The organism is Acinetobacter sp. GSS19 (assembly GCF_028621895.1).
Classification (GTDB): domain Bacteria; phylum Pseudomonadota; class Gammaproteobacteria; order Pseudomonadales; family Moraxellaceae; genus Acinetobacter.
In genome coordinates this window covers 2,352,538-2,365,466 of sequence record NZ_CP117520.1, presented here as the reverse complement: position 1 = coordinate 2,365,466, position 12,929 = coordinate 2,352,538, and the positions used below count along the sequence as shown (strand labels likewise).

At 46.4% G+C, this 12,929-nt stretch carries 11 protein-coding genes; 8 read left to right on the top strand and 3 right to left on the bottom strand.

Translation table 11 applies throughout. The features are described 5' to 3' along the window. Positions 1-8 precede the first annotated feature (8 nt). Genes PGW99_RS11280 through PGW99_RS11270 form a run of 3 tightly spaced genes read right to left on the bottom strand, consistent with a single transcriptional unit; the run spans position 9 to position 3,729 of the window. On the bottom strand, positions 9-2,195 hold the full coding sequence (locus PGW99_RS11280) for a polysaccharide biosynthesis tyrosine autokinase (protein WP_273777801.1): 2,187 nt from the start codon (positions 2,193-2,195) through the stop codon (positions 9-11). A gap of 18 nt (positions 2,196-2,213) precedes the next feature. Next, complete coding sequence (locus tag PGW99_RS11275) at positions 2,214-2,642, bottom strand: low molecular weight protein-tyrosine-phosphatase (RefSeq protein ID WP_273777800.1); 429 nt, start codon at positions 2,640-2,642, stop codon at positions 2,214-2,216. Between the two features lie 4 nt (positions 2,643-2,646). Then, positions 2,647-3,729: a polysaccharide biosynthesis/export family protein gene (locus PGW99_RS11270; protein ID WP_273777799.1), complete on the bottom strand. Its 1,083-nt coding sequence runs from the start codon at positions 3,727-3,729 to the stop codon at positions 2,647-2,649. 651 nt (positions 3,730-4,380) lie between these two features. Between PGW99_RS11270 and tviB the strand changes: the two genes are divergently transcribed. The 8 genes from tviB (at position 4,381) to PGW99_RS11230 (ending at position 12,914) form a co-directional block, all read left to right on the top strand. Continuing rightward, positions 4,381-5,658 (top strand): Vi polysaccharide biosynthesis UDP-N-acetylglucosamine C-6 dehydrogenase TviB, encoded by a 1,278-nt coding sequence (gene tviB, locus PGW99_RS11265; protein ID WP_273777798.1) that lies wholly within the window; start codon positions 4,381-4,383, stop codon positions 5,656-5,658. A 39-nt stretch (positions 5,659-5,697) separates the two neighbouring features. Beyond that, positions 5,698-6,729, top strand: a complete 1,032-nt coding sequence (locus PGW99_RS11260) for an NAD-dependent epimerase/dehydratase family protein (protein ID WP_273777797.1) — start codon at positions 5,698-5,700, stop codon at positions 6,727-6,729. A 7-nt stretch (positions 6,730-6,736) separates the two neighbouring features. Beyond that, the gene (locus PGW99_RS11255; RefSeq protein WP_273777796.1) at positions 6,737-8,251 is read left to right on the top strand and encodes a lipopolysaccharide biosynthesis protein; all 1,515 of its coding nucleotides are present in this window, start codon (positions 6,737-6,739) and stop codon (positions 8,249-8,251) included. After that, positions 8,252-9,349 (top strand): glycosyltransferase, encoded by a 1,098-nt coding sequence (locus tag PGW99_RS11250; protein WP_273777795.1) that lies wholly within the window; start codon positions 8,252-8,254, stop codon positions 9,347-9,349. 77 nt (positions 9,350-9,426) lie between these two features. Next, the gene (locus PGW99_RS11245) at positions 9,427-10,512 is read left to right on the top strand and encodes a glycosyltransferase (RefSeq protein WP_273777794.1); all 1,086 of its coding nucleotides are present in this window, start codon (positions 9,427-9,429) and stop codon (positions 10,510-10,512) included. Continuing rightward, positions 10,513-11,652 carry a glycosyltransferase family 4 protein gene (locus tag PGW99_RS11240; RefSeq protein WP_273777793.1) on the top strand — a complete coding sequence of 380 codons (1,140 nt, stop codon included), beginning with the start codon at positions 10,513-10,515 and terminating at the stop codon, positions 11,650-11,652. A 4-nt stretch (positions 11,653-11,656) separates the two neighbouring features. Next, positions 11,657-12,268 carry a sugar transferase gene (locus PGW99_RS11235; protein ID WP_273777792.1) on the top strand — a complete coding sequence of 204 codons (612 nt, stop codon included), beginning with the start codon at positions 11,657-11,659 and terminating at the stop codon, positions 12,266-12,268. Further along, the gene (locus PGW99_RS11230) at positions 12,261-12,914 is read left to right on the top strand and encodes an acetyltransferase (RefSeq protein ID WP_273777791.1); all 654 of its coding nucleotides are present in this window, start codon (positions 12,261-12,263) and stop codon (positions 12,912-12,914) included. Before PGW99_RS11235 ends, PGW99_RS11230 begins: the two co-directional genes overlap by 8 nt. The last annotated feature ends 15 nt before the right edge of the window (positions 12,915-12,929 follow it).

The window sequence follows — 12,929 nt, the reverse complement described above, 5'->3', positions numbered from 1 at the left end:
TTCTGAGTTTATTCTTTTTCTCGGGTCTTATAGTTGTAGGCATAGTTGTAACCATAGCCATAACCATATCGACCAGGTGCACGCTGAATATCATTCAGGATAAAGCCATTGACTTGGGCACCTGCCTGTTCAAAGCGGTTCACCGTTAAGGCGAGTTCTTTCATGGAGGTTTTCACATAACGTGCCACAATCAGGTTAACGCCGGCATATTGCGACACAATAATCCCATCAGTTACTGCTAAGACAGGTGGTGTATCAATCAGGATATGGTCGTACTGAGGGATCAGCAGTTCTAAAAATTCTGCAAATTCTGCCGAGTTCAGCAATTCGGATGGATTGGCTGGGCTCTTGCCACGGGTAATCACCTTCAGGTTCGGCACATCCGTCGGTTGAATAATCTGATCCAGAGTATTTTGTTTGTTCAGATACTCGACCAAACCAGGTTGAGGCTGACGGTTGAAATATTTGTGCAGATAGCCGCGACGTAGGTCAGCATCGATAATCAGTACACGCTTGTTGTTTTGCGCCATGATGGCGGCAAGGTTACAGGAAATGAAGGACTTACCGACTTCAGGCGCTGGACCGGAAATCATGATGATATTATTACGTGCCTGGGTCAGGGCAAAATGAATCGCGGTACGCATACTGCGCAGGCTCTCAATCGCAATATCGTCATTATGTTTTAGTGCCAGTAAAGGCAGTGTCTTTTTATTTTTTAGTGTCATCCCGGTATGTTGCACCGGGGAATGCGGAATTGTTGCGTAAACCGGCAGATCAAGTTGCTCTTCAATTTGGTTGACATCCTTGATGCCTGAGCGCAACAGGTTGCGTAATGCAGCCAGCAAACTGCCAAGGAAAAGGCCTGCAAGGAGTGCTAGTGCCAGAATCTGGAGTTTTTTCGGTTTGATGGGAGCAAGAGGTTCAACCGCAGTATCTACAATACGCACATTGCCAATTTCACCGGCTTTGGCAACACGTAATTGCTGGTAGGAATTGAGTAAAGCCGTATACAGTTGCTGTTTCACTTCAACTTCACGGTATAGCTGCAGGTATTGGCGCTGAACTTCTGGCAAGCGTTTTAAGGTGCCATTCAGGTCGTTAATTTTCTTGTTGATGGTACCGAGCTGTGCATTAATTTCACGCATTACCGGATGGCTGCCGGTATATTTGGCTGCCATTTCAGCCTGTTTCTGTTGCAGTTCAGCCCGTTTCATTTCCCATTCGATACTTTGCCCCAAATACAGTTCCGACTCTTTGGCGACATCAACGGTATTGTATTGCTGACGGAACTGGTTAAAGGCGCGTTCAGCATCATCCAGCTGTTTTTTCAGATCCGGTAATTGAGAATCCAGGAATTTCAGGGTTTGCGCCGTTTCCGCAGATCGGCGTTCGATATTCTGCTGGCTATATGACAGCAGAATGGCATTCAATACCTGGGTAATATGTGCCTTATCCTCACCTTGATAGTTCAATCCCAAGATACCGGTCATTTTCCCTTTTTCTTCGACTGAAAAATTGCTGGCGATGAGATTGACGGCTGCTGGTAACGACAATTTTTGAATCTGGTAGCTGCCATTTAACGGGTCTGGGCTAAAGATGGCAATTTTCCACTGACCTTGTGCTGTTGAGCTATTTACGGTCTGGTTGAGTGCACCTTGCAGCAGGACTTGCTCAGTTACAGGATGGAGCAAGGTAAATTGATGGTCTTTGATCTTGAGCAACAGATTCTGGTTAATATAGGCTGCTGGGACCTCAAACTGACGGATATCAAATTTTCTCGAACCTTCTTCAAAGCGCACATATTCTGGCTGGTAATCGGTACGGTCATCATTGCCGTGGAGCAGTCGATTGGTAAAAGAGTTTTCTGTACTGGCAATACGCAAATCCAGATTTAACCGTTCAATTACCGAGCCTAAAATCAGCCGGGATTTCAAAATTTCGATTTCCGCTTGCGCGGGGGAAAGCTGTTCCACCATTTCAGACAGATTGCCCAGTAATGCGGCCGATGCGCCTTTCTTGTCTTCGACCTGAACCAGAGCATCTACGGCATAAACTTCAGGCGTTGTCCGCAGATATAGCAGAGCTGCAACAAGGCTGAGCAGGGTACACAGTGCGATTAGTTTCCACTGGCTGATCAGGGAAAAGAACAGCTCTTTTACGTCAATGCTATCGTCGGTATGGGTATTTTTATTCATAATTTTGGCATCAAAAGTTTAGATATATTTTTTCCAATCAGCGATACAGTGTTTAATCAGGTCACAAGTGGCCTCAAAGACCTGCTGATCTTTCTGGTAAGGATCGGGAATATTCTGATTACGCCAATGCCCCAGTCGGAACACTTTGCCTTTAGCAAACGGCCAATGCTGTTCAAGATGTTTTTGCTGATGTTGACTCATGACCAGTACCAGATCAGCTTTTTTAACCTGCTCACTGCTCAGTTGTTTGGCGATATGAGGTTTAAGATCAATCCCGTAACGTTGCATGCAGAACTGTGCTTTCTCATCTGCGGGGTGACCCTGCAGACTGGAAATTCCCGCTGATTCAACCTGTAAATGCGGATAATTCTGTTTGAACCAGTATTCTGCCATCGGGCTGCGACAGATATTGCCGACGCAGACCACCAAAATATTTTGAAGTTGCATGAGCTTACCTGATACCAATATTTTCAGCGTTGTTTGTAAGGTTGGTAAACGGAATGAGCTGGGTAATCACACGTTGCCAGCGGGTTAAGCCGGTCGCATCGACATAGACAATATCGTTACTGCGCATCTGGAAGTCATTCGCCAAGCCAAAATCTCCCAAATTGGCGAGGTTCAGGTGATACAGCTGGGTAGAGCGATCTGTCGGATTGCGCCGTAAAACATAGATCCGATGGGCGCTGGCCGAGTAGGGGTTGATGCCTTGGCTTTCACCCAAAACATCACCGAGGGTCATGCCCTGATCACGTAGAGGAAGAGACAGATTTTTTTGTGCCTCGCCCATGACATAAATTTTCTGGTTTTCCCGGGCATTGATATAAAGGGTATCGTTGGGCTGAATGAGTAATTTATGTAGTGAAAGACCGGCTTTTTCCAGCGCGAGAGTGTTGAGGTTATAGCTGACGCCATTGCGTACCAGTTGAATCGAAGTATTGTCACCCCGCTCGGTCACCCCACCAGCCAAGCCAAGTGCGGTATAGACACTTACCGGTCGATCATTTAAATAAAATTCACCTGCCTGTTTGACATTACCTTGCACCGAGTAACGTTGACCTTGATAGGTTACTACCTGAGCAATCACATCAGGGGTTCTTAGGTATTGTGCAAGCAAGCCGCGCAGTTCTTTGTTGACGGTGGAGAGTGTCTTACCGCTGGCTTTGTAGCGTCCAATCAAAGGAAACTGAATATAACCATTTTGATCAATTTGGTAACCACTTTTGGCATCACTGCTTGCAGCGCTAATTTCAGGGTAAGCCCAGAGCTGAATGGATAAGACATCGCCTGGACTCAGGTGATAACTGCGAACCTGATTTTGGAACAGGGGTGCATAGTCTTGTTGATCGTTCGTTTGAGCCGACTGTACTGTAGGTAGGGTGTCCTGCGTCAGTTTAACCACATTTACCGAGGTGCCCAATTCGGTTTTATAGGTACCTTCTTCAGGGAGGTCATAGGCTTGAAAGCCTGAAGTCAACGCACAACCACTTAATGTCGTGCTGACGATGAAAGCGCAGAGAAAGTGCTGATAATTCACCTGAAACCCTTATGTAGTTATAATTAAAAATTAGTGGTTTCAGATTCTAGATACTATTTACGTCTGTTCATGCACATTAATGATAGAGAATTGTATAACTTGTATATATGTGGATTTGAACTACTTTAATGGCCTTACTTATTGATTTTAATTTAAATATAAATATATTTTTATATATAAGGAAAATTATAGATATATATTTTTTTATGAAAAATTACCCAAATTTACAGGAGTTCGTTCTTTTGTTACCTGAATAAGGCACTTCATTCAATAGTAATTAAAAAGTCGGAGAAATAATGTCTGATGTTGCCCTAGAGAAAAAAATAGAGATTCTTAAACAGATTTAACCAATTTGAGAGTTCAGTCTTCTAAAGCGTGTTTTTCCCATAATCTTAAAAGTGATTCACAAATGATGAGATCTGTAAATTCAGTACTCAATTTTAAAGAGATTAAAACTGAGATTTTATACAGCTCTTTTTAGTGTGGAGCCGAGATGAGGATGTGATGTTTGATCAATCCTGTAATCCTTAGATGACAAAATTTACCGTTTTTCTGCTATATTTGACCACGGTAAAATTGACCCGTTTCTGGTTTAAAAATAAATCGATCGATAGTCATCTGCTTAAATGATCTCAAGATAAGGTTCCTTCAATGTTGCAACTTAGCGAATTAAAAATAGCGATTATCGGTTTGGGATATGTAGGGCTGCCTTTAGCGGTTGAGTTTGGGAAAAAAGTCCCGGTCGTGGGTTTTGATATTTACCAGAAGCGGATTGATGAACTAAAAAATGGTCAAGACCATACGCTGGAAGTCAGTCCAGAAGAATTACAACAATCCACTAATTTAAGTTACACCGCTCAACTCGAAGACCTGAAAGACTGCAACTTCTTTATTGTTACGGTTCCTACGCCAATTGATGACTACAAACAGCCCGACCTGACGCCATTGATCAAAGCTTCCACCAGTATTGGCCAGGTGCTGAAACAAGGCGATATCGTGGTGTATGAATCCACCGTGTATCCTGGTGCAACCGAAGAAGCGTGTATTCCGGTGCTGGAGAAAATCTCCGGTTTAAAATTCAATCAAGACTTCTTTGCTGGTTATAGTCCGGAACGCATCAACCCAGGCGATAAGCTGCACCGTGTCACCAATATTTTGAAAATTACCTCAGGTTCTACGCCTGAAGTTGCGGAATTTGTCGATCAGGTCTACAAGCTGATTATTGAAGCGGGTACACATAAAGCTCCAAGCATTAAAGTCGCTGAAGCAGCAAAAGTCATTGAAAACACCCAGCGTGATGTCAATATCGCCTTGATCAATGAACTGGCGTTGATCTTCAATAAAATGGGCATTGATACTGAAGATGTCCTCAAGGCTGCTGGCACCAAATGGAACTTCCTGCCGTTCCGTCCAGGCCTGGTCGGTGGTCATTGTATCGGGGTCGATCCATACTACCTGACCCATAAGGCGCAGGCGATTGGCTACCACCCGGAAATCATTCTGGCGGGTCGCCGTCTCAATGATGCGATGGGTGCCTATGTGGTGACCCAACTGGTCAAGGGCATGATCAAGAAACGCATTCAGGTAGAAGGCGCGAAAGTGCTGGTTTTAGGCTTGAGCTTTAAAGAAAACTGCCCAGATATTCGTAATACCAAAATCATTGATATTGTGAAAGAACTGCAAGAGTACCATATTGATGTGGATGTCTATGATCCATGGGTGGATGTGGCTGAGGCACAGCATGAATATGGCATTACCCCGGTACAGAGCCTGAATGCAGGCGTGTATGATGCAGTAGTATTGGCCGTGGCACATGAACAGTTCAAGCAGATGGGTGCCGAACAGATTCGTGCCTTGGGCAAACATAATCATGTGCTGTATGACTTGAAATATGTGTTGGCGCAGTCTGAATCCGACCTGCGGTTATAATTGCCAAACCCTTCCATCCATATTTAGAGTCAGAATGTCATGAGTCAATATCAAACGATCTGCGAACAATTGCAACAAAGCCCAAAAACCTGGCTGATCACGGGTGTGGCGGGTTTTATTGGCTCTAATTTGCTGGAAACCCTACTCAAGCTGAACCAGAAGGTGGTGGGGCTGGATAACTTTGCTACAGGTCATCAGTACAATCTGGATGAAGTGCAGAGCCTAGTCACTGCAGAACAATGGCAGAATTTCAAGTTTATTGAAGGCGATATTCGTGATTTTGCTACCTGTCAGCAGGTTTGTGCTGGCGTGGACTATGTGCTGCATGAAGCGGCTCTCGGTTCTGTACCGCGTTCGATTGCCGACCCAATTACCACCAACAGTGCCAACATCACCGGTTTTTTAAACATGCTGGTGGCCGCACGTGATGCCGAAGTCAAAAGTTTTACCTATGCCGCAAGCAGTTCGACCTATGGTGACCATCCCGGCTTGCCGAAAGTGGAAGACCGTATCGGTAAGCCGCTTTCGCCGTATGCCGTGACCAAATACGTCAACGAGCTGTATGCCGATGTGTTTGCTAAAACCTATGGTTTTAAAACGATTGGCCTGCGCTATTTCAACGTGTTTGGTAAACGCCAGGATCCGAACGGTGCTTATGCTGCGGTGATTCCAAAATGGACCGCTGCGATGATTCAGGGTGAAGAGGTATTTATTAACGGTGATGGTGAAACCAGCCGTGACTTCTGCTTTATTGAAAATACGGTACAGGCCAATATTCTGGCAGCCACCACGCAAAATAATGAAGCCAAAAACCAGGTTTATAATGTGGCGGTCGGGGATCGCACCACACTGAATGATCTGTTTAATGCCATTAAAGCGGCATTAAATGACAATGGTGTCAACTACGACAAGTCACCGACTTACCGAGATTTTCGTGCGGGGGATGTGCGTCATTCTCAGGCGGATGTGAGCAAGATTAGTCACTTGTTGGGTTATGCAGCACAATTCCGGATTGCTGAGGGAATTGCTCAAGCCATGCCGTGGTATGTCGCACATAAGCACTTAGGATAAATGCTTTGTGGCGCTCAAGCTCAATCTCGCGGTCAATTATCTTAGTCAGCTGTATAATGGCCTGATCGGCATCGTGGTGATGCCATTGTATCTGGCCTATCTGGGCGGTGAGGCTTATGGCCTGATCGCCTTTTTTACTCTGTTGCAGTCCTGGTTTTATTTGTTGGATATTGGCCTGAGCCAAACCTTGATCCGCGAAACCGTGCGTTATAAAAGTGGCCAGTTGCAGGCAGCGACCTATCAAAAGCTTTATCGCAGTATCCATCTGATTTTTTTAGCCCTGTCGATTACGGGTGTGAGCGTGCTGCTGTTGATGTCGCAACAGATCGCGCATTCCTGGCTAAAAATTGCCAGTTTACCTCTCGATGAAGTGATGACTTGTTTGCAGATCATGTTTGTCAGTATCGGACTGCGTTGTCTGGGTGGCATTTATCGCGGCGTGCTGCAGGGTTTTGAGAAGATCGTCTGGATCAGCAGTTTTAATATCATCCTCAACACCTTGCGTTTTATTGTGGTATTGCCGGTGATGTATTTCACTGAATACAGCATTCAGGTATTTTTTAAATACCAGTTGATAGTGGCTCTGCTGGAGTTTAGCGTGTTGTTGCTTGCCCATCAGCGTATTCTGAAATTGATGCAAGAGACAACAACCCAGCAACCTGTAGATGAACCGGGTTATTTGCCCAGAATCATTAAGTTTGCGTTGTTTTCCGGCGCGAGCAGCATGCTTTGGGTGTTTGTCTCGCAGTCGGACAAAATGTTGCTCTCCGGAATTCTGCCGTTAAGCGAATATGGCTATTTTTCGATCGCGATTTTGCTGGCTAGCGTGATTTATATGGTGTCGACACCGGTGAGCAATGTGATTCTACCGCGTTTGACCGCCTTACATGCTGAACAGCAGATCGAACGATTAAATCAAACTTACCGACAGGTCGCGCAGTTTGTCACCGTGCTGGTGGGAACCATCGCGATTACCGTGTTTTGGAATGCGGAAACCATTATTCGCTTATGGTCAGGTAATCCACAGCTCAGCAGCCATGTGGCGGATATTCTGCGCCTGTATATGATTGGAAATACCTTTCTGGCGCTGAATGCCTTTACCTATTACATCCAGTACGCTTTTGGTCAGGTTAAATACCATTTTTGGGGCAATCTGTTGTTTGTCAGTCTGATGCTGCCGTTGATGTACTATGCCGCGCAGCATTATGGTGGCATCGGTGCCGGGTATGTCTGGATGAGCTTGCATGTGCTGTGGTTTTTTAGTTGGACCCTGTGGATCAACCGTAAATTCCTGGAACATCCTTTGAGTTGGACCTGGTCAGTGCTGCAAATTCTGCTGGGCAGTTTTGCCTTTTCTTATATGCTGCATGAAGGGATAGTCTGGTTGCAGCCTTGGCTGGGCAATGCCTTCCTGCAAGTGCTGCAGTTGATGGTTTTTGGTGGGCTGGTGCTGCTGTGTGCACTCTGCTTTATTGCAGCATTCCGCACAAAAATGAAAACCTTGCTGAAATTGAGGCAATAAATGAAAGGACAGAAACTGGCATTTTTTATGCGCTGGGCGCAGGGCGGGGGCGCAGAACGGGTGATGATTGCACTGGCCAATCAGTTTGCGCAAGCCGGCTATGCCGTGGATTTTGTCTTTGTAAATGCCCAAGGCAAGTTTATTCAGGACTTGGATCCGCGTATTCAGATTGTGGATTTAAAGGCCAAGCGAGCTGCCTTTGCTTTCTGGCATTTCTATCGCTACTTACGCCATCATCAACCTGCAACCGTGATTTCTGCACTGAACTACATCAATATTTTTGCCCTTTTGGCCAGCCTGTTGATGGGATCAAATAAGCCGAAACTGATTATTACCGAGCATGGCACACTTGGGGCGACCAGTCAGGATCTGCAAGGTCGCGCACGTTTGGTGCCGAAACTGATGCAATGGCTGTACCCTTTTGCCCGGCATGTGGTAGCAGTATCCAATGGCGTGGCGGATGATCTGGCGCAGCAAATAGCGCTGCCCCGGCACAAGATCACCACCATTTACAATCCGATCAATTTCGAACGAATCGAGCAGTTAAAAATCCAGCCCTTACAGCATCCCTGGTTGGGGCAGGATATTCCGATTGTGCTCGGTGCTGGACGTTTAGTGGATGTGAAGAATTTTCCTTTACTGATCCAGGCTTTTCTGGAAGTCAGGAAAACTCGGCCTTGCCGTTTGGTGATTCTGGGCGAGGGTAAAAAACGTGCCGAACTGGAACAGCTCATACAGGCCAGTGATTATGCCGAAGATATTGCCCTGCTGGGTTTTAGTGACAACCCTTACCAGTGGATGGCTCAGGCCGATGTCTTTGTGCTGAGTTCGCATAGTGAAGGTTTGCCGACGGTGCTGATTGAAGCGCTGGCCTGTGGTGTGCCGGTGGTGAGCACCGACTGTCCGCATGGGCCGCGGGAAATTTTACAGGATGGTCGTTATGGAACTCTGGTGCCCGTCAATCATGTACAAGCTTTAGCTCAGGCCATTACAGCAGTGCTGCAATATCCTGAGCAATATCGAGTGAATGCCCAACCTTTGTTTGAGCAATTCCAGCAGCAACGTGCTTTTCAGGCCTATGAGCAACTGCTGGATTAATTATCCTATCGTCTGATAGGGCAGGGAATTTTGCTTTATAATGTTGCGTTCCTGCTGTGCCATAACGAGATTGCGCCGTGAAAAAAGTCTTGCATGTGATTACCAATTTTGCGGCGGTGGGTGGTGCAGAAATGATGCTGTCACGGCTGATTCAGGCACAGCCAGATTGCCAGCATTATGTGGTGGCATTGATGCAAATTAATCAGACCTATCATGCAGCTTTACAGCAGTGTGCAGCACATTATGCCCTGCACTGGAATGGTCTGAATACCCTGCAAAGCATTTTCAAGTTACGCAAAATCATCCAGGATATTCAACCCGATGTGATCCAGGGCTGGATGTACCATGCCAATGTACTCACCACGTTGAGCACGATGGGTTTGAAAACTAAACCGCCTGTCTTTTGGGGCATCCATCATTCCTTGGCTTCACCCAAAGAAGAATCGCGCAGTACCAAAATAGCACTGCAACTCAGTCGTTATTTATCGAGTTTTGCCAGCGGTATTATTTATTGTGCGCAGTCGGCTTTGCAGCAGCATCAGGCCTTTGGTTTTCGCAATCCTCGGCAGCTGGTCATTCCAAACGGGATTGAACTTGAGCGTTTTCAGTTTCGCTCTTTTAGCGAACATTCACCCTTAGTGGTGGGCTTTGCCGGGCGTTTTCATCCAGCCAAAGGTTATGCTTATCTGCTGGAAACCATTGTGCGATTACGTGGCTATCCGGTGCGGTTTAAAATTGCCGGACGGGGGGCAAATCTGGACAATCCTGAGCTGCATGCACTTCTGGAGCAGCATCAGGTGGATTTCAACCAGATTGAGCTGCTGGATCAGGTCGAGGATATGCCAAATTTTTACGCCTCTCTCGACCTGTTCCTGATGACTTCCATCACTGAAGGTTTTCCGAATGTGCTGGTCGAAGCCATGGCCTCAGGTGTGCCTTGCATCACAACAGATGTTGGGGATGCCGGATTGATTGTTGCAGATACAGGCTATGTCGTGCCGCCACGCGACGCTACACAGATGGCCGCCTCGATTCTTCAATATCTAGAACTGTCAGTGCAAGAAAAACAACAAAAGCAAAATAACGCTAGAAGCCGGATAGAAGAAAATTTTACAATACAGGCCATTCGCCAGAACTATCTGCATGTGTGGAACATTGCCTAAATGAGCTTTTTGATTATCGCCAGTTATTTGCCATCGGTACTGAATTTTCGTGGCAAGCTGCTTGAAGCGATTGCAGCCAAAAACATTCAGGTGCATGTCGCTTGCCCGGATATGGATAGTTATACCGAAGAAAAAGCCAAGCTACTGCAGCTTGGTTATGTGTTGCATGATATTCCGATGCAACGCACGGGCACCAACCCTGTGCGTGATTTGGGGACCTTGTGGGCCTTGTTGCAGCTCATACGTCAGATCAAACCGGATACCGTGCTGGCCTATACCATTAAACCGGTGATCTACGGCATGTTGGCTGCTTCGCTGGCGAAAGTGCCGAATCGTTTTGCCCTGATTACCGGATTAGGTTATGCCTTTCAAAATGTGGAGGCAGGTGCTCAGCGCAGCATTTTTCAGCGTCTGGTGCATGGCCTCTATGCGCAGGCTTTAAAACATACGCACAAGGTGTTCTTCCAGAATCCGGATGATTTAGCCCTGTTCCAAAAAATGCAGTTGCTTAATCCCGCCGTACCTACAGTCGTGGTGAATGGTTCAGGGGTCAATGTCGCAGAATTTGAACTGATGCCTTTACCTAAAGGCTTAAATGGTCAGCCCAAATCATCTTTCTTATTGATTGCGCGTTTGTTGGCAGATAAAGGCGTACGTGAGTATGCGGAAGCCGCTCGGCAGATCAAACAGCAGTATCCGGAAGCGGAGTTCCATTTGGTGGGCTGGATTGATGATAATCCAACAGCCATTCTTCAGACTGAACTGGATCGCTGGATTGCCGATGGTCGTCTTCAGTTCTGGGGTAAGCTCAGTGATGTAAAACCTGCAATTGCGGCGAGTTCCGTGTATGTATTGCCGTCATACCGTGAAGGCACGCCACGAACCGTTCTGGAAGCGATGGCGATGGGCCGTGCGATTATTACCACCGATGCTCCGGGATGCCGGGAAACCGTAGTGAATGGGGAAAATGGTTTTCTGGTGCCGGTGAAATCAGTTGAGGCTTTGGTTCAGGCCATGGAAAATTTTATTCAACAACCCGATTTAATACAGGACATGGGACAACAGTCACGGGCAGTCGCGATGAATAAATATGATGTGCATCGTGTCAATGCACACATGATGCGTGAAATGGGAATGTAACCCGATGCTGAAACGTCTTTTCGATATCCTGATCGCCTCGATTGCACTGATCCTTCTGTCACCCGTTTTGTTGCTGGTGGCGCATAAAGTTAAAAAGAATTTGGGCTCTCCAGTCTTGTTCCGTCAAGTGCGCCCGGGTTTAGATGGTAAGCCCTTCGAGATGATCAAGTTCCGCACGATGAAAGATGCGGTCGATGCTCAGGGTAATCCGTTGCCCGATAGTGAGCGTTTAACGTCATTTGGTAAAATGTTGCGCTCCAGCAGTCTGGATGAATTACCTGAACTCTGGAATGTGCTCAAAGGCGACATGAGTATTGTCGGGCCACGTCCTTTACTGATGGAATATCTGCCGCTATACAATGCGGAGCAGGCCAAGCGTCATAATGTCCGTCCGGGAATCACTGGCTATGCTCAGGTCAATGGGCGTAATGCCATTAGCTGGGAAGAAAAATTCAGGCTAGACACCTGGTATGTGGAACATCAGTCGCTTTGGCTGGATTTTAAAATCATGTTGAAAACCGTGCAAAAAGTTATTGCCAAGGATGATATCAATGCCGAAGGCGAGGCCACGATGAGCAAATTTACCGGCACTAAAACGGATAAAGTAGATGACTGATTTCTATGCGGTGTATGGTGCAGCGGGTTGTGGACGTAGTTTAATGCCGGTTGCCAGAGAGCAACTGGCCCGTTCGGGTATTCAGGCTGAGCTTTATTTTATTGATGACAGTTTGACGCAAGCTACTGAAATCAATGGTCATCCCGCTGTGAACTATCAGACGTTTAAAGCACTGCAAGGTGCCAATAAATTTGTACTAATCGCGATTGCCAACAGCCAAATCCGTGAAAAAATTGCGCAACGTTTACAATCTGACAATATACAGCTCTGGTCAGTACAAGCCAACAATACCATCATCATGGATGAAGTAGACATGGCACCGGGTGCCGCACTGAGTCCATTCGTTACTCTCGGTTCAAATATTAAAATCGGTCAGTGTTTTCACGCCAATTTATACAGCTATGTGGAACATGACTGTGTGATTGGTGATTACGTGACCTTTGCACCGGGGGTAAAATGTAACGGCAATATCCATATTGAAGATCATGCCTATATTGGTGCGGGTGCGGTGATTAAACAGGGGACGCCTGATGAGCCTTTGGTCATTGGTCAAGGTGCTATTGTCGGTATGGGGGCGGTGGTGACCAAAAGTGTACCGCCGGGTGTGACGGTGGTGGGGAATCCTGCCCGTACATTAAAGAAATAATTCTTTATCTTTATT